Genomic DNA, 17,503 nt, shown 5'->3' on the forward strand with positions numbered 1-17,503 from the left:
GTTAGTTCCTCCTCAGCTTGACGTAACCACCTGGCACAACGGCCACAACACCCAATATCTCAAGCTCAGTTAACTGAGCCAGTACAGCATCAACAGGTTGTTGAGTGCTTAAGACCAAATCATCAATTGACGTTGTCTCATAGGCTACGTTATCCAACAATTGACGATAAGGCAAATCTTGTTCTCGCATAATTTGTTCCGCCGCCGATAAAGGCAAGCTAGCTTGAACATTAAAACCACTTAACTCTTCTACTATATCGACCGGCGTAGTCACCAGTTTAGCGCCTTGTTGGATCAAATGATGACAGCCTGCATGTAAGGGGTCATCAATTGACCCTGGTACAGCAAATACGTCTCGGCTTTGTTCGGCAGCGTAATTGGCGGTAAGTAATGAACCACTGGGTAATCCCGCTTGCACCACCAATACCGCTTGGCTCAAACCACTTATAATTCGATTTCGCCGAGGGAAATGGTTGGCTTTGGCGGCGGTGCCGGGCCAAAACTCACTGACAATAGCGCCTTGTTGCACAATGTCATGCGCCAGTTGCTGATGGCGTTTGGGGTAAACTCTGTCTAGCCCAGTCGCGACCACCGCAATGGTGGCATCGCCGCGGGCCGCCAAGGCCCCTTTATGCGCCGCCGCGTCAATACCCAAGGCTAAGCCACTGGTTATCGTTAGCCCTTGCTGAGCCAGCTTTAGGGCAAAACCTTGAGCATGATTAAGCCCCGATACACTGGCATGTCTACTGCCCACTATCGCTAACTGAGGTTTAATTAATAACTGAGGATTGCCGCGCACAAATAACAACATTGGCGGGCGTTGAATGTTTCGCAAGCATTCGGGGTACAAGGGGTCAAAACAACCGATGACATAGCAATGCTCTTGCTCTAACCAAGTTAAAGCCGCGTTAATCCGCGCTTGGTTAGGTTGGCGTAGTGCAGAAATTTGTTGAGGGCTAAACTGCCAAGCTTGTAACTGTGCATCATCGGCAGCCAATAATTGCTCAATAGAGCAATGGCTTAAAGCCACCTGCAGGCGTGACACAGAAAACCGTGGCACACCTGCAAGCTGAAGATATTGAACTACCGATAAACTCGGTAGCAACTATAGGTTCTCCACCAGATAGTTTTCACGCAAAATAACTTTGCTATCGGTGATAATGGCGTAGCTTAATTTTTCATAAGCTTTAAACACCATCAACTCACCCACTTTTTCATTGGGCAAAGTCACTAATTGTTCTTCGTTATTAAACGCACGGTCAAAGTGATTGGCCATTTCCTCGTAAGATTTACGCTTAACCTTATCAATCATCACCGTTCCAGGCTGAGCAATGGCAAACATATCACCTGGAGCCACTTGATCACGGGTACCTTTGTTGATAATAACCACGTCGTAACGGCTCATTACCGAGGTATCAGTAGCGGCCGATACAATGTAGCCACTGCTGTCTAGCTGCTTGTTATTAGGTACAAAATAAGCAGGAAGACGGTCTTGGTCGGGCAGTTCCAGCAAAATATCGCCCTGGTTAATCTCGTTTAATACCTGAGTGACTTTGAACTGAGTAATATTATTCTCATGCAGGCGTTCAGATACCGCCACGGCAATAAAGGTTAAGGTTTGGCCTAATTCTTCCTTCGTCTCAGGATCTCTATACTTATCGGCAACACGATAAACACCGTAATACTTACCGGGTTTAGACTGCCCTCTTACATACATCGCTCGACCAATCGCGATTCGAGATTGCGCATCATTATCACCCAATACATAAGGCGCATTTTTGAGGGCATCTTCGTCAACAATATGATCGTGACTTAAAAATGCACTAATTGCCGCTAATGGCACAGTTGGAATTGGGCTAGCTTTTTCCTCAACATGTACTTTAGGAGAAACTTTAACAATACGCTTGCGAACTAAGCGAGGCTCACCGTTTTCATAAATTAGCGACAAACGATCGCCAGGGTAAATCAAGTGAGGGTTTTCAACCTGAGGGTTAAACTGCCATAAACGCGGCCACAACCAAGGTGAATGTAAATATAAAGCTGATATATCCCATAAGGTATCACCTTTTTTAACCACATAAACTTCGGGAAAATTCTCCTTTAATTTCAATGTGTCAGCAAGAGCGCCCCCCACAAACAACATCAAACAGGCCCAAAGCCAAACCAATTTCTTCCCTTTCATAGTGTCTCCCAGCGACATCCCTATATCCAAAGCTGTTTTTTAGTCACATAAATGACTAGAATTACCACAATCTACCAAAACCTGATTAAAGAAAGAAGTTATGGCTTTACTTGAAGTACTGCGTTTTCCTGACGAACGATTACGGACTATAGCGCAACCTGTTAAAAATATTGACGATAATATTACAACTATAATCGAAAACATGTTTGAAACCATGTATCTAGAGGAAGGAGTTGGTCTAGCTGCGACGCAGGTCAACATTCACAAGCAAATTGTAGTGATTGATGTATCAGAACAGCGAGACCAAAGACTCGCTTTGATCAATCCTGAGATTATTGAAGCGGATGGTGAAGCACTCAATGAAGAGGGCTGCTTGTCGGTACCTGAATATCGAGCGCAAGTACCAAGAGCCGAAAAGATTAAAGTTAAGTCACTCGATGCTGAAGGGAACGAACAGACTTTTGAAGCAGAGGGCTTATTAGCCATTTGTATTCAGCATGAACTCGATCACCTCAAAGGTAAGCTGTTCATTGACTACTTGTCGCCACTAAAGCGCCAACGAGTGAAAGTAAAATTAGAAAAGCTTGCTCGTCGCAAGTAATCAGCTAAGCATTGTGGAGAGAAGCGTGACACCATTGCGGATCATTTTTGCAGGTACGCCCGATTTTGCGGCGCGCCACCTTTCAGCCTTACTCGATAGTAAACATCAGGTAATTGCCGCCTATACGCAGCCAGATCGACCCGCAGGCCGAGGCAAAAAACTGCAGGCTAGCCCAGTTAAACAACTCGCAGAACAGCACGGTATAAGCGTTTTTCAGCCCGAGAACTTTAAGAGTGAAGACGCCCAACAGCAGCTCGCCGAGTTAAACGCCGATTTAATGGTGGTGGTCGCTTACGGCTTGCTGTTACCTCAGGTAATTCTTGATACGCCACGTTTGGGTTGTATTAATGTGCATGGTTCACTGCTACCGCGCTGGCGCGGAGCGGCGCCTATTCAACGGGCAATTTGGGCCGGAGATAGCCATTCAGGCGTCACCATTATGCAAATGGATATAGGCCTAGATACCGGTGACATGCTGCAGTTAGATGAACTTGAAATTGCCAGTGATGAAACCAGCGCCTCACTGTATAACCGGCTTGCAGAGGTTGGCCCGCACGCGCTTATTAAAGCGCTAGACGGCATCGCCGAAGGCAAGCTCACGGCAACGCCGCAAGATGATACGCAAGCAAACTATGCTAAAAAGCTCAGCAAAGCAGAAGCCTGTATCGACTGGCAACAAGACGCAGCCTTCATCGAACGCTGTATTCGCGCCTTTAATCCATGGCCTGTCAGTTATTTTCAAGTGGCCGACCAGAATATCAAAGTATGGCAGGCCAGCGTTGTCAGCACCGCTACCGACAGCCCCGCCGGAACGATTATTAGCGCCGATAAAGCCGGTATTGTTGTGGCGACAGGTAAAGATGCGCTGCGTTTAGAACAGATTCAAATTCCGGGTAAAAAAGCCCTACCAGCCGCCGATGTACTTAACGCACGTAAAGACTGGTTTACCGTCAATAGTGTGTTGGAGAGTAACCATGGCTGAACAGCCAAAAACTAAACAAATTAACGCCCGAGCCGCCGCCGCAAATATATTGTATCAAGTGGTCGATCAGGGCCAATCTCTCAGCCAAATGTTACCTAGGGTATTACCCCAAGTAGTAGCGCGCGACCATGCCTTGGTAAAAGAACTGTGTTTCGGTGTGCTGCGTTGGTTACCGCGTTTTGAAGCGGTACTGCAACAGCTAATGGATAAGCCACTGAAAGGCAAAATCCGTAACGGCCATTTCCTACTAATGGTGGGGCTATACCAACTGTTCTATATGCGAGTACCTGCTCATGCGGCAGTATCAGAAACCGTGTCAGCCACCAGCCAATTAAAGCTGCATAGCTTAAAAAAGCTGGTCAATGGGGTACTGAGAAACGCTGAGCGCCAGCGCGATCAACTAGAGCCACAACTCACCGCCAATGACGGTTTGCAATATTGTCACCCAAGCTGGATAACTAAACGCATCAAAGCCGCTTATCCGCAGCATTGGCGCGACATTTTAGATGCTAACAACCAACATGCGCCAATGTGGATAAGGGTCAATGCCTTGCAAGGTCAGCGCGATAGCTACCAAGCGCAACTCAGTGAGCTAGAAATAGCCAGCCAAGCTTCTAACATCGCTCTACAAGCGCTATGTTTAGAAAAGGCTCAAGCTGTACATAAACTGCCTAACTTTGCAGAAGGGGCAGCCTCAGTGCAAGACGGCGCCGCGCAAATGGCTGCAAGTTTGTTAGACGCTCAAGCCGGTGAACGAGTATTGGATGCCTGCGCCGCACCTGGCGGAAAAACCTGCCATATTCTTGAGCTGCAACCACAACTGTCTGAGCTAGTGGCGGTAGATACTGAGCAAACGCGGTTAAATAGAGTAACTGAAAACTTAGACAGAATCGGTCTCAAAGCTACCTTGCATTGCGCCGACGCCAGCAAACCAGAGCAATGGAATACCCAGCCCTTTGACCGGATATTGTTGGATGCGCCATGTTCAGCCACCGGCGTTATTCGTCGTCACCCTGACATTAAATGGCTGCGTCGAGAATCAGATATTGCAGAGCTTGTGAAACTGCAAAAAGAGATTCTTAGCGCCCTGTGGCATCAACTCAAACCGGGTGGAACACTGTTATACGCAACGTGTTCGGTATTGCCAGATGAAAATAGCCAGCAAATCGCGGCTTTTTTGCAACAAACAGACGATGCCGAGCTAATAGCCATTAACCCTGATGAAACGCCAGAGCAACCTGGATGGCAACTTTTGCCCGGTGACAATAACATGGACGGCTTTTATTATGCGCGTCTGCGCAAAAGTGTTAGTTGAGCTTGCCATTACGTGCGGTAACGGTGACACTTAAAAATTAGCAATGAATGCTTAAGGTATTGTTAGGATAATGAAAATCATCATTCTTGGAGCGGGCCAAGTAGGCGGCACGTTAGCAGAAAACTTGGTTGGCGAGAAATCAGATATCACCTTGGTGGATACTGACCAAGATCGCTTAAGAGAGCTACAAGATAAGTTTGATTTACAGGTCGTATTTGGCCACGCAGCTCACCCTAGCGTGCTGCGTGAAGCCGGTGCCCATGACGCCGACATGCTAGTTGCGGTCACCAATAGCGATGAAACAAACATGGCAGCCTGCCAAATTGCTTACACGCTATTTAATACTCCCAACAAAGTGGCGCGGATCCGCTCTGAAGAATTATTAGCAGAAAAAGAGGCATTGTTTTGTAACGAAGCGGTACCGCTCGACCATCTCATTGCCCCAGAACAGCTAGTCACCGACTACATTAGCCGCTTGATTGATTACCCCGGCGCACTGCAAGTTATGCAGTTTGCTCGCGGTCGAGTAGGCCTTGTCGCCATTAAGGCCTACTATGGCGGCCCCTTAGTAGGCAATGCCTTATCGGTATTGCGCGATCACATTCCTGATATTGAAACCCGTGTAGCCGCTATTTTCCGTCAGGGGCGCGCTATTCGGCCGCAGGGAACCACGGTTATCGAAGCCGATGACGAAGTGTTTTTTGTAGCCGCCAGCGACCACATCAGAAAAGTTATGGGCGAACTGCAAAAGTTAGAAAAGCCCTACCGACGGCTAATGATTGTGGGTGGAGGTAACATTGGTGCAGCCTTAGCTAAACGCTTAGAAAGCCAATATAGCGTCAAACTTATCGAACATAACCAACGCCGCGCAGAACAACTGGCCGAAATGCTCAACAACACAATTGTGTTCTGTGGTGACGCATCAGACCAAGAGCTGCTCAGTGAAGAGAACATCGAACAAGTGGATGTTTTTATTGCGGTAACCAACGACGACGAAGCCAACATTATGTCGGCCATGTTGGCTAAACGCATGGGCGCTAAGAAAGTCATGGTGTTGATTCAACGTGGCGCCTATGTTGAGTTAGTGCAAGGTGGCACCATCGATATTGCCATCTCACCGCAACAAGCGACTATTTCAGCGCTGCTCACGCATGTGCGGCGCGCCGATATTGTCAACGTCTATTCTCTGCGCCGTGGCGCAGCCGAAGCCATTGAAGCAATCGCCCACGGCGACAGCAGCACCTCAAAGGTCGTTGGCCGCAGTATTGGCGAACTAAAACTTCCCCCGGGCACCACCATTGGTGCAGTAGTGCGAGGTCACGAAGTAATCATTGCTCACGATCATACGGTAATAGAACAAGATGACCATGTGGTGATGTTCTTAGTTGATAAGAAATTCATCCCTGAAGTAGAACGTTTGTTCCAACCTAGCCCGTTCTTCTTGTAGGCTTTTTTGTTGTGATGATTACACCCGATATTCGGCCCATCATGTTCATGACTGGGCTGGTTCTCTCCAAACTCAGTTTGTTAATGCTAGCGCCGTTAGCTATTGGCATGGCTTACGACGAACCTGATTACGTTGAATTTTTTTATACCATTGTATTAACCCAAACAACCGCCTTTGCACTCATTCGCTGGGGCAAACGCCCCAGCTTTAAGCTTTCAGTGCGCGGTATGTTTCTTTTGACCACCACCGTTTGGCTAATAGCCTGCATTTTTGGTGCTCTGCCACTGTATCGCATCGACCATATTAGCTTTACCGATGCATTTTTTGAGACCATGTCTGGGCTAACCACCACTGGCTCAACGGTATTAGCGGGTTTAGATGAGATGCCCAGAAGCGCGCTATTATGGCGCTCAATGCTGCAATGGCTTGGCGGCATAGGCTTTATTGTATTAAGCGTGGCGATACTGCCATTTTTAAATGTAGGTGGCATGCGGTTATTCCAAACCGAATCTTCTGATTGGTCAGATAAAAATACCCCTAAAACCAAAAATGTAGCCAGCAGCATGCTAACGGTCTACTTGTTGTTGTCACTACTCTGCGCCATTGCCTACCATCTGACTGGGATGAATTGGTTTGAAGCAATTAATCACGCCATGACCACCATTTCCACTGGTGGTTACTCCACCTCAGATCAATCAATGGCCCATTTTAGTAATGCCAGCCACTGGGTAGGCAGTGTATTTATGTTGCTGGGCGGCCTCCCCTTTTTATTGCTGGTTCAGACCATCAGGCATAAAGACTTACACCTTATTTGGCGAGATGCACAAGTACGCGGCTTTATCACCTTAATCGTTTGTGTGGGCGGCATGATGAGCTTGTGGCTTTGGCTACACGGCACCTTCCCACTGATAGACGCGTTGCGGATCAGTATTTTTAACATTATTTCTATTGTTACCACCACCGGTTACGGGCTGACCGATTTTAGCCATTGGGGCAATTTTACTACAGTGCTGTTCATTTTCTTGATGATGGTGGGGGCATGTTCTGGCTCGACTTCTGGCGGGATAAAAATATTCCGTTTTCAACTGGCCAGTGGCTTGTTCTCCCGCCAGCTGAAACAACTGGTACACCCCAACGGTATTTACCCTCATCGCTACAATAGTCGGCAAGTGAGTGAGCAACATATCCGCTCTTTAGTGGCCTTTATTTTTGCTTTTTTCTTTACCCTTATTTTGTTAGCGAGTGGTTTAGCCCTGCTAGGCCTAGACCCCATAACCGCATTATCGGGTGCCATGACCGCCTTGGCCAATGTAGGCCCAGGATTGGGCCATGTGATTGGCCCAGACCACAACTTTCACTTGCTTCCAGATTCGGCTAAATGGTTATTGTCTTTAGGCATGCTACTGGGCCGTTTGGAAGTGCTTACCGTATTAGTGTTGTTAATTCCTAGCTATTGGCGCTACAAATAACAGCTTCGGTGATAGGCTAATGCCCACCCACTACCTATTCAGCCAGACCCAGCTAAGTACTTATTATATTTAGAAATACTACAAGGCGTTTGGAAGTGCTTACCGTATTAGTGTTGTTAATTCCTAGCTATTGGCGCTACAAATAACAGCTTCGGTGATAGGCTAATGCCCACCCACTACCTATTCAGCCAGACCCAGCTAAGTACTTATTATATTTAGGAATACTACAAGGCGTTTGGAAGTGCTTACCGTGTTAGTGTTGTTAATTCCTAGCTATTGGCGCTACAAATAACAGCTTCGGTGATAGGCTAATGCCCACCCACTACCTATTCAGCCAGACCCAGCTAAGCACTTATTATATTAAGGAATACTACAAGGCGTTTGGAAGTGCTTACCGTGTTAGTGTTGTTAATTTCTAGCTATTGGCGCTACCAATAGTCACTCGGCTAATAGGGACGGCGTATCCGAGACAAACGTGGATTTACCAACAGCCACACCCCTAAATAAGCCAAATAAAGGCCAATAATGATTAGCTTATGCTGACTAATGCCATCATCTATCTCAGCAAAGGTTTGCCCAGTAATACGGCAATATAACCAGCCGATGATCAGCACACTGTAAACAATAGAAAAACGCCATAAGCTCAATAATAATGAACGTAGCGCATCACTAAACATTATCGCTCCTTAATTTTAAGCAAACATACCCAAGGGTGAACGAGTAAAAGCCACCACCAATAATTGCACAAATACCGCAATAGCCGCACTGCCAGCCAACAAGCGCACTAACTGATTAGGTGCTCGCTTCAAGGCAAATACACCCAAAACGATATACACCACCAACAGCACTACTTTAGCCGTCAACCAATCTTGGGCAATCGGATACTGCTCTAACATCAAGCATAATAGTATTGCTGCAGTAAGCAATAAGGTATCAACAATATGCGGTACAACCTTCAACCACGTTTTGTTAAGCATGGCCGAACCTTTCAGGGCTAATATCCATCGACCAATAAAGCCAACAATACTGAGCATCGCTAAAGTCATATGTAAGTGTTTCACTACTGAGTAATACTCAAGCATGGTTTTTCCCTGATTATTGTAAATGCGTCCCAACTAAAGACAGTCAGTGTATTGGCAAGCCTTGCAGACCACAAATATTTTTTAACAATTGCGCTGCCCCATATTGTGCATAGGTTGCTGATTACTCACAAAATAACCGCTTATACTCACATAACCGCTCAATAGCTGTGCTTTTTTTGTACAAAACAAAGTAAATAACGTGATCTAGCTCTCTTGGGTCGCGAGCGTATTTGTGGGAGAGTGACCGATACCCATTATCTTTTTATTAACAATTACCGGAGTCGGCCATGTCTGAAGTACCAAGTTTGCTTCCCGCCATCGACATTTTAATGTGCCATACGGGAGCGTCATTTTTAGATGCTTGTCAGGAATTGGGAATTGATCCAAACGAAATCGCTGAATTTGAGCCACCTCAGTCGGAACTGGATTAATCATCTAGGCAGCGTTAGCTGCCTTTTTTATTTAACGCTACACCATACCTACATTTTATCCTGTTGCATCTCCCTCTCGGTTCATCAGCCTTACTCATAACTTAAGCAGACAAAGTAACCTGTTTATCGCGAGCTGCTGTGGTGGTTTACGTTATCTCGAACTGCGCACCTCTAGCTTTGATCGCGCTAATGTGGTTAAAATCCAATAAATGGGACTCACCTGCAGCAATGAACAAAACATCCCAGTTTCCATTAACGGTAGATACGCCACCAGCATGAATAATTTAGAAAATATCGATTGGTTTAAGCTAAAAGCTCAGTTTGGTAATCCACTGCTATTGCAGCACTGGCTGGGGGATTTTTTAAACGGTGCAGAACAAGAGTTAAGCTTGCTAAAACAAGCCCAGCAGCAACAGCGTTGCTCGGCGGGCCTGCTAATGCAACTTCAAGGGCTTGCTTCGCTACTGTGTAGCCCAAGCTTAACTCATTGCGTCAAACAGCTGAAACACAGCCAAGCCCCAGCGGATGACTTGCAAGCGTGTATCACTAGCTACCAAGGCATTACCGCCGAAGTGACCGAATACTTACGCGCGCACTCCGTAGATTAAGGTTTTTGCAGCCAGTCGCCTGTAGCCGACTGAATGTAAGCGCCGCTGCTTGAGCGTTCAATGGCTTTTTTACCTGCCAGTGTCGCTACTTGCTGCTCTGTTAAGCCATTTTCAAGGGCGATCTGTTTATATTTAGCGACCCGCTTTTGGTTTATATCTTTCACCAAGTGAGTCACTTCGCTAGCATGGCTTACCACACCCAACAAACCATTGGTTTGTTCGCCAACCCAGCCATTGGCTTTAGCTGCATCTAGCTCGATAGCAAATACAGAAAAGCTAAGGCTCAACAACAAGGCGATTATCCAGCTATTCCACTTCATCATACTCTCCTAAAATAGCCCGCTTTCATCGGTGAATAAGTCATCAAGCTGCTTATCAACTCGAACTCTAATTTCATGATCAATTTTAACGTTCAAATTAACCGTTATTGGCTTATCCACCGCCACCTCTACTTTTGGCGTGCAAGCACTAAGGCCTAACAAAAACGCTACGGCGAAGGCTCGGCTAACAAAGATGTTTCGTCTATCCATTGTTGCAGTTGTCCTGACAATTGTTCGCCAATGCGTAAACTTCGCAATAGCTGATAAATGTTCTCTTGATGACTATAGTTCACCGTCACCAAACTTGGGCTGACATGTTGATTACGCCCAATAAGTTTAACCTGCATATCTAGTTGCCCATCTTCGGCAAAATCTAGCTGAGCTGCAAGCTTTTCATAGTTAAAGTCTTCCAATAAGCTCAACGCAAAGTCTAAAGAGGGATGTTGTGCTTTCACCGACACCAACGATTGATGGGTTAAGGCTATGTGTCCCTGCGGCTCTACTACCGCTAAATTGCCGCCAGCAATCCTTAGGCCTTGCTCGCTGATGTGCAGCGGCAAATCGCCTGATACAGAACCCTGCATGCTCAGTTCTAATTCGGGGTATAAAGCCACCAGCTCCGGCAACTGAACTCCCTGCAATTGCAAGCTTGCCTCGCTAGGCAGTGTTAAGGGAAGTTGAACAATATTGCCGCTTCCCCCCAATACCGAAAAGCCAATATTTTCTAGCTGTACGCTGCTCCACTGGCTGAGCGTTGCCGCATGAGTTTGTCGCCAATCTAGCGACAACTGACTAAGCGGTATACCAATATCCCATTGCGCTAATTTAACCGTGCCTTGGTGCATCCAGCCTATTTCCGCTTGATGCGATATATGCCCGCTCAACGAGCCGTTTTCAAAAATCAACTCATCCCAAATTGCATTAATACCATCGAGGGTAAATTGGCTCTCAAAAGTATCTATATCCCAATCAAAACTACACGCAGCTTGAGCCGATAACAAATTCAGCGGAGCGGGTAAATCAACTAAGGCCTGTTGTAGCGGCAACAAATTATGAGTACGTAAATGCCCACCAAGCGTTAGCTGAGGGCTTAGTTGCCATTCCCCCCTGCCATCTAGCGACCAATCGGCTACATGCACTTGCCATTGATTTTGCTCAAGCTGCCAGCGAGCCTCGGGGACCCGCGTATCGCTCACCAGCAACGCACTGCTACTGGCGGTAACTCGCCATGCTTGCCACCCCGCTAACTGACCTTTCAAACTAGCTGGATAGGCAGGTAACTGAATATCAAACGACAAGGCTAATTGCTTGCCCACATTGCCAGACATTGCTAGCTTCATTTCCGCTAAACGAGGATCGGCTAACCACGATTGCTGGGTAAGAGTGGCAAGGGTTGTTAGGCTATTAGCCGAAAGCTTAGCACTGAGCGCTAACGTTTCCTGCTTGGGCATCACTTTTAAAGTAAGGGCAAACTCCCCTTTGCTTTGGAAATTGGCCTGCCATTGCTGCGCTTGCTGTACCAGCTTTAGTTCACCGCGAAATAGCAACTGCCCACCATTCACAATATTGAGTTGCTCTACCCCAACGCTAGTGGCAGCTAGGCTAAGCGGTGAGCGTTGTAGCTGCTGAAACATCTGCTGTATAGGAGCTTGCCATTGTGACAGCTTAAAGCCCCCCGCTTGGCTGGCTGAAGAGCCTTGCTCTAGCAAACAGGCAATATCAAGGTCTAGCTGCTTAATGTTTAACGCCAGCGGCAAGCCTTGTATTTGCAAACCGGAGCTCGTTACCGCAGGGCAGCCCCCCCAGTTAGCCTTGGCAAGGTTGCCGGCTAAATCACTAACATTAGCGGCTGCTGCCCCACTGCATAAGATCAGGCTAAACAGCCACACACCGGACCGTAGTAAAGCTAAACCAGAGAAAATAGCAGCGGCATAGTTAGCCATGAAACGTCTCAAACAAGCCATCCTATCGCTTGATTTTAATACCCGCATACTAAGCGCTTTTAGCCAAAATAACGAGCCGCTCAATAGTTACTGCTTAATTTATGCTTGACGAATCAGCAATGAATAGCGATAACTTAAAGACCTAAGCAAGCCTTAGGTCTTGTTATTATAGTGATTCGCATTCAGCCACTCAGCCACCTTATAAGGACATAGCTATGTTTCTGACTTCAATAAAATTGCTTTCAATACAAGGAGCTTGCTAATGCCTTGGTGGTGGTCGGCAGTAATGGCGCTAATAATTACCATGGTGATTTATCAGCTTTGGCGAAACGTACAGCAACGACGCTGGGACTCAAAACAACCATTACATAGCTTACAGGTTGTGATTGCTAAACGAGAGCAAGTTCCGGTGACCAAAATACACTCCAACAAAGAAAACGAAAACCGCCATATTCGTTACCGCTACTTTGTAGAATTTAGGCCACAAGAAGGCGGAGAGTCGCGTCGTTTCCAAGTGAAAAAAGCCCAGTTTGAGCAGCTAGAGCTAAATTTACGCGGCGAACTCACCATCCAAGGCAGCCGTTTAATTAGCTTTAAAAGCGCCGAGCTCAATGAAGATACCCAGCAAAATAGCGACTAATACCAGCGCTTAGCTCGCCAATGTCAAAAAGCGCTCTCCGGCTGCCACACCGAGTTGGTAGTCTTTGTCTAAATCGGCCTGCTTGCTACCCAGCAATTTACTGGCTAATTCTTGGCTGGGATAAATTTGAGTTATTTGTGCATCATGCGGTGGCCGAGCGATAAAGTCTAAGGCTCGCTTATAGGCCTGCTCATGCTCTAACATGTAGTCAATGGCTTTCGGGCATTGCCCTGATGAACACACCCAAGCTTTTAACCAATGCATCCAAGGCGACTCTACTTGGTAAGATTCGGGTTTAGTGCGAATAACCACTATTTTGCGCGCCCCTTGGCGATAGGCTTCTTCTACGGGGAGCGGCGCCACTAAGCCCCCATCAACATAGTTGTGGCCATTAATGTCTACGCCCCCTTTATATAAAAACGGTAAAGCGCTTGAAGCTTTTAAAAAATCGATCCAGTTTTCACTGTTTGGGCTGAAATACTGAGCGCTTTTGTCATCGACTTTGGTAGCAGCAAACAACAAACGTCGTTGCAATAATTGCTCTGAAGCACAATTTACTTTTAAGGGCTCGGCTTGCTGATTAACCTGTTCAAAATACCAATCTAAATCCACTACGCTGCGACCAGCAATAGAACGACTCAAACGAAAAAACCTTTTACTTGAGGAGCTTAAGGCTATTGATTTATGCGCAAAGCCCGGCTGACAGGTCATGTAACTCGACAAATTTTGCGCACCAGCAGAGGTACCAATCAATAGACTAAATGGATTGAAGCCCGCGGCTAACCAACGGTCTAACACCCCAGCAGTAAATATGCCTCGTTGCCCGCCCCCTTCGGCAATTAAGGCCATATCACCTTCGATGGGGCTGCGATAACAAGACCCAGAGCAAGGGCTTATTGATGGCGCGGCATTCAACATCACTATCATCCTTATAAGGTCAACAAAGACGCTAGCTTAACGGCACAGAAGTAATATTAAAATTCGATTGATTTTATGAATTCGATAGGTTTTAACGATGTAAATTAGCGCTTGATTGAACCGGCAATACTAGCGGCTAATCGCTTAAAGGGAACTAAAGCCACTAACAAACCAACAGCGATAAACAATGCCCCTAAAGCATGGTAACTAGCCAGTTGCTCGCCGAGAAAAGAAATACTCAATACCGCGCCAAATAATGGCATCAAATGAATATACTGACCCGCAATGTTAGCGCCAACCACTTTTACTCCGTAGTTCCATGCTAAATAGGCTAACAGCGAAGGAAAAATGGCAACATAGGCCAAGGCGGCGATACTTGCTCTGCTTAGCTCGAACTGAGCTTGAGGCAGACTTAGCCAATAAAAAGGGCTTAGCACCAGTGAGCCCACCACCAAGGTACACCCCAAAAATGCAGCACCAGTGAGATCGGCAGGCTTAAAGCGCAAACCAATCGAATATAAAGCCCAAATGAGGGATGACAATACGATCCATGCATCGCCGCTATTAATACTTAATGACGCCAATTGCTGCCACTGGCCTTCCACCAATAACGCGAGTACGCCAGTAAACGACAAAACAATACCCATGAACTGCCGAGCAGAGATCCGTTTGCCTAAGCAAATCCAGCTCACCAGTAAAATAAAAATCGGGATCATCGAGTTAATAATAAGGGCATTGGTGGCGGTGGTGGTTTGCAAGCCAATGTAGACACAAGAGTTAAACCCCGCCACCCCTAAGCAGGCCAGTATTACAATGCGTAAACCGTTCGCAGCGATCACTTCTCGCTGTTGCCACATGGTGCGATAAAGCAAGGGCATGGCGATCAGCATTGCTAGCGTCCATCGCCAGTAAGATAATGACATTGCAGGGATTTGTTCTGAAATATAGCGGCCCGTAACAAAATTTCCGGCCCAAAATAATGGGGGTAGTACCAGCAAACCATAAGCCAACAGCTTTCCCTTCATGACAACTTCCTTATCTACCCTAGACGACCACCACTTAGGGCTGTTAGGGTATAGCATCACGCATTGTTTTGCAGTACTATCCCGCCTGCGCGATGATAGCGTTTTCTAAATTAACAGACTTTCATGGGTAACGATCAATGGATCTACTTGAGGCGATTAATGCAGGGTTGCATGTAACGGCAATTATTTTGCTGGCAGGAGCACTCTACTCAGAAGCCTTTTTATTCCGTCGCGGAATGACCGAAGATGATGTGAAAAAGCTACTGCTAGCCGACGCGACACATGCTTTTTCCACGGTGTTGATTTTTATTACCGGTGCCCTGCGCCTTTTTGTATTCCACAGCACCAGCCACTCGTATTTAGACAATCCATTTTTTGCCTTAAAAATGCTGTTGTTTTTTGCCGTTGTATTATTGTCAATTTACCCATCGACTACCTTCTATCGGTGGCGAAAATCACTAAAACAAGGCAAACCATCAATGATTAGCTATCGACAGCATTCATCGGTTATTTGGTTAATCCGCCTAGAGCTAGGTGCCTTACTACTAATTCCTATGTTGGTTACCTTGGCACGCGCAGGTTTTGGCAGCTAGTCGATAACAGTGTCATTTAGTGTGATAATTTTCGCGCTATACGCTCACTCAATCTTCATACTGAGCAGCCGAAATAAGGCAACGCCTGACTAATTTAAAGAGGCCATTATGAGCAGTTCAGCCTATCAGCTCAGTGTTGAAGACAACTTAGACTCCGTTTACGCACATACCATTTTTCCCTACTGGCAACAAAATGCCGAGTGCTTACAATTTGATGGCGTAAATGGTCGCAAGATTTGTTTCGCTAAATTGCCCCCCCAAGAGGCTAATGGCAATGCTATTGTCATATCGCCCGGCCGCACCGAAGCCTACCTCAAATACACAGAACTTGCCTACGACTTAACCCAGCAAGGTTATCATGTTTATATTATTGACCACCGTGGGCAAGGCTTGTCAGAGCGAGAAACCAAGCGACAACAGCCTGGTGATGTGGCCCAGTTTCAATATTATGTCGACGATCTAGCCCAACTGCTTGAGCAATTTGTATTGCCCAAACAATACCAACAATGCTTTTTATTGGCCCACTCTATGGGCGGCGCGATCGCTGCACATTACTTGCAGCAACAACCCAATGTATTTACGGCGGCAGCGTTATCGGCCCCGATGTTTGAAATCAACTTAGGCGCTGTGCCAATGTTTGCGGCAAGCGCCTTAGCGTCGCTAATGGTGAATATAGAGCACACATTTAACTGCGGCCCTTACTACGCGCCAGGCCAATCAGATTATAAACACGGCAGCTTTAGCACTAACTTGCTCACTCATAGCCAAATACGCTTTAAGCACATGCAGCAGGTATATCGAGATAACCCGCAAATTCAATTAGGGGGCCCAACCAACCGTTGGCTCTATCAAAGCTTTAAGGCGATGCAATCGATTATTGAACAAGCCAAAACTATCAATACTCCGCTATTATTATTACAAGCCGAACAAGATTCTATTGTTATGGCCGCGGGCCAAAATGCCTTTTATGAATCGCTAATGAGCACGGCATCACCTCACAACAAACTGTTGCCAGTGCCTGGTTCAAAACATGAAATATTGTTTGAAAGTGATAGCATTCGTCACCCGGCCTTAAGCAGTATTCTTGATTTTTTTGCCAGCCATACCAATTAAACGGTAAGCCGTGTTCTGGCTTGCCAGGAGTAAATACCATGTACCAACTTATCGCCACCGATCTAGACGGCACCTTATTAAACGCTGAGCACCAAATATCAGAGCACACCCTACAAACCATTACTTATTTGTATCAGCAAAATGTTAAGTTTCTTATCGCGACAGGCCGTCATTACATCGACGTGCGGCCGATTGCTGACCAATTCGACTTTCCCATGTATCTGATTACCTCTAATGGTGCTCGAGTACATAACAAGCAAGGTGAAGTGCTATTTCGCGCCGACCTTAACTCGCAGCAAATTAACAAGATATTAGCGATTTCGGCCAACTACCCACTACACCGCAATATTTACCACGAAGACAACTGGTATGTAGAAGAAGAGAATGAATATGTTCGCTCTTTTAATCAGCATTCTGGTTTCAATTATCAGGTCATCAATTTTGATGAGCTAGAACACCAGCACATTTGTAAGTTATTCTTTGTGGCCGAGCACGACATTTTGCTTAAGTTAGAAAGCGATCTAAACAAAGAGTTTGGCGACAACCTCAACATCACCTTCTCACTGCCTGATTGCCTAGAAGTTATGGCACAAAAGGCCAATAAAGGTGAGGCGCTTAACGCCGTATTAAAACAAAAAAATATCGCCGCTGAAGACTGCATCGCCTTTGGTGATGGCCTAAATGACAAAGAAATGCTCGCTATAGCAGGAAAAGGTGTGATCATGGCCAATGCTCACGACCGTTTAAAGTTGACATTACCTCATTTAGAACAAACACTTAGCAACAAAGAAAATGGCGTTGCCGAATATTTGATCGGCACCTTCAAGTTGTAGC

General features: G+C 46.3%; 20 protein-coding genes. 11 read left to right on the plus strand and 9 right to left on the minus strand.

Annotation, left to right across the window (positions count from 1 at the left end; genetic code table 11):
- Window position 1 precedes the first annotated feature (1 nt).
- Together dprA and ACVFI8_RS08840 are read right to left on the minus strand one after the other, a co-directional pair.
- Window positions 2-1,105 carry a DNA-processing protein DprA gene (gene dprA, locus ACVFI8_RS08835; protein ID WP_457873623.1) on the minus strand — a complete coding sequence of 368 codons (1,104 nt, stop codon included), beginning with the start codon at window positions 1,103-1,105 and terminating at the stop codon, window positions 2-4.
- A complete protein-coding gene (locus tag ACVFI8_RS08840; RefSeq protein ID WP_248713835.1) occupies window positions 1,106-2,182 on the minus strand; it encodes a LysM peptidoglycan-binding domain-containing protein in 1,077 nt (358 codons plus the stop codon).
- Between the two features lie 100 nt (window positions 2,183-2,282).
- Between ACVFI8_RS08840 and def the strand changes: the two genes are divergently transcribed.
- From def to ACVFI8_RS08865, 5 genes are all read left to right on the plus strand, one after another.
- Window positions 2,283-2,783 carry a peptide deformylase gene (gene def, locus ACVFI8_RS08845; protein WP_457873624.1) on the plus strand — a complete coding sequence of 167 codons (501 nt, stop codon included), beginning with the start codon at window positions 2,283-2,285 and terminating at the stop codon, window positions 2,781-2,783.
- Between the two features lie 25 nt (window positions 2,784-2,808).
- Window positions 2,809-3,765 carry a methionyl-tRNA formyltransferase gene (fmt, locus tag ACVFI8_RS08850; RefSeq protein WP_457873625.1) on the plus strand — a complete coding sequence of 319 codons (957 nt, stop codon included), beginning with the start codon at window positions 2,809-2,811 and terminating at the stop codon, window positions 3,763-3,765.
- Complete coding sequence (rsmB, locus tag ACVFI8_RS08855; protein ID WP_457873626.1) at window positions 3,758-5,080, plus strand: 16S rRNA (cytosine(967)-C(5))-methyltransferase RsmB; 1,323 nt, start codon at window positions 3,758-3,760, stop codon at window positions 5,078-5,080. Before fmt ends, rsmB begins: the two co-directional genes overlap by 8 nt.
- A gap of 70 nt (window positions 5,081-5,150) precedes the next feature.
- On the plus strand, window positions 5,151-6,527 hold the full coding sequence (gene trkA, locus ACVFI8_RS08860; RefSeq protein ID WP_248713831.1) for a Trk system potassium transporter TrkA: 1,377 nt from the start codon (window positions 5,151-5,153) through the stop codon (window positions 6,525-6,527).
- A gap of 14 nt (window positions 6,528-6,541) precedes the next feature.
- Window positions 6,542-7,996 carry a TrkH family potassium uptake protein gene (locus ACVFI8_RS08865; RefSeq protein ID WP_248715573.1) on the plus strand — a complete coding sequence of 485 codons (1,455 nt, stop codon included), beginning with the start codon at window positions 6,542-6,544 and terminating at the stop codon, window positions 7,994-7,996.
- A 446-nt stretch (window positions 7,997-8,442) separates the two neighbouring features.
- On the opposite strand, the gene ACVFI8_RS08870 is transcribed toward ACVFI8_RS08865, so the two are convergent.
- Complete coding sequence (locus tag ACVFI8_RS08870; protein ID WP_248713830.1) at window positions 8,443-8,673, minus strand: hypothetical protein; 231 nt, start codon at window positions 8,671-8,673, stop codon at window positions 8,443-8,445.
- Window positions 8,674-8,688: 15 nt separating this feature from the next.
- Window positions 8,689-9,078 (minus strand): SirB2 family protein, encoded by a 390-nt coding sequence (locus tag ACVFI8_RS08875; RefSeq protein ID WP_457873627.1) that lies wholly within the window; start codon window positions 9,076-9,078, stop codon window positions 8,689-8,691.
- A gap of 287 nt (window positions 9,079-9,365) precedes the next feature.
- On the opposite strand from ACVFI8_RS08875, the gene ACVFI8_RS08880 reads away from it, so the two are divergent.
- Both ACVFI8_RS08880 and ACVFI8_RS08885 read left to right on the plus strand, forming a co-directional pair.
- Window positions 9,366-9,509, plus strand: a complete 144-nt coding sequence (locus tag ACVFI8_RS08880; RefSeq protein WP_248713828.1) for a hypothetical protein — start codon at window positions 9,366-9,368, stop codon at window positions 9,507-9,509.
- A 275-nt stretch (window positions 9,510-9,784) separates the two neighbouring features.
- Entirely contained in the window at window positions 9,785-10,117 is a 333-nt protein-coding gene (locus tag ACVFI8_RS08885; RefSeq protein ID WP_457873628.1) for a hypothetical protein, read from the plus strand.
- Here ACVFI8_RS08885 and ACVFI8_RS08890 read toward each other — a convergent pair.
- Genes ACVFI8_RS08890 through ACVFI8_RS08900 form a run of 3 tightly spaced genes read right to left on the minus strand, consistent with a single transcriptional unit; the run spans window position 10,114 to window position 12,392 of the window.
- Complete coding sequence (locus ACVFI8_RS08890) at window positions 10,114-10,440, minus strand: YdbL family probable chaperone protein (protein WP_248713826.1); 327 nt, start codon at window positions 10,438-10,440, stop codon at window positions 10,114-10,116. The two genes, ACVFI8_RS08885 and ACVFI8_RS08890, sit on opposite strands and share 4 nt — an antisense overlap.
- 6 nt (window positions 10,441-10,446) lie before the next feature.
- Window positions 10,447-10,647: a YnbE family lipoprotein gene (locus tag ACVFI8_RS08895; RefSeq protein ID WP_248713825.1), complete on the minus strand. Its 201-nt coding sequence runs from the start codon at window positions 10,645-10,647 to the stop codon at window positions 10,447-10,449.
- The gene (locus ACVFI8_RS08900) at window positions 10,605-12,392 is read right to left on the minus strand and encodes an intermembrane phospholipid transport protein YdbH family protein (protein WP_457873629.1); all 1,788 of its coding nucleotides are present in this window, start codon (window positions 12,390-12,392) and stop codon (window positions 10,605-10,607) included. The genes ACVFI8_RS08895 and ACVFI8_RS08900 overlap by 43 nt, the downstream gene beginning before the upstream one ends.
- 250 nt (window positions 12,393-12,642) lie before the next feature.
- Here ACVFI8_RS08900 and ACVFI8_RS08905 point away from each other — a divergent pair, with 250 nt between their 5' ends.
- On the plus strand, window positions 12,643-13,020 hold the full coding sequence (locus tag ACVFI8_RS08905; RefSeq protein WP_248713823.1) for a DUF2500 family protein: 378 nt from the start codon (window positions 12,643-12,645) through the stop codon (window positions 13,018-13,020).
- Between the two features lie 9 nt (window positions 13,021-13,029).
- Here the strand turns inward: ACVFI8_RS08905 and ACVFI8_RS08910 are convergent, their stop codons facing one another.
- Both ACVFI8_RS08910 and ACVFI8_RS08915 read right to left on the minus strand, forming a co-directional pair.
- Window positions 13,030-13,938 carry a patatin-like phospholipase family protein gene (locus ACVFI8_RS08910; RefSeq protein WP_248715572.1) on the minus strand — a complete coding sequence of 303 codons (909 nt, stop codon included), beginning with the start codon at window positions 13,936-13,938 and terminating at the stop codon, window positions 13,030-13,032.
- A 104-nt stretch (window positions 13,939-14,042) separates the two neighbouring features.
- On the minus strand, window positions 14,043-14,963 hold the full coding sequence (locus tag ACVFI8_RS08915) for a DMT family transporter (protein WP_457873630.1): 921 nt from the start codon (window positions 14,961-14,963) through the stop codon (window positions 14,043-14,045).
- Window positions 14,964-15,100: 137 nt separating this feature from the next.
- Here ACVFI8_RS08915 and ACVFI8_RS08920 point away from each other — a divergent pair, with 137 nt between their 5' ends.
- From ACVFI8_RS08920 to ACVFI8_RS08930, 3 genes are all read left to right on the plus strand, one after another.
- On the plus strand, window positions 15,101-15,556 hold the full coding sequence (locus ACVFI8_RS08920) for a DUF2214 family protein (RefSeq protein ID WP_248713821.1): 456 nt from the start codon (window positions 15,101-15,103) through the stop codon (window positions 15,554-15,556).
- A gap of 108 nt (window positions 15,557-15,664) precedes the next feature.
- Entirely contained in the window at window positions 15,665-16,669 is a 1,005-nt protein-coding gene (locus ACVFI8_RS08925; RefSeq protein ID WP_248713820.1) for an alpha/beta fold hydrolase, read from the plus strand.
- Between the two features lie 38 nt (window positions 16,670-16,707).
- Window positions 16,708-17,502: a Cof-type HAD-IIB family hydrolase gene (locus tag ACVFI8_RS08930; RefSeq protein WP_248713819.1), complete on the plus strand. Its 795-nt coding sequence runs from the start codon at window positions 16,708-16,710 to the stop codon at window positions 17,500-17,502.
- Window position 17,503 lies beyond the last annotated feature (1 nt).

It is taken from the genome of Agarivorans sp. MS3-6 (genome assembly GCF_054112545.1).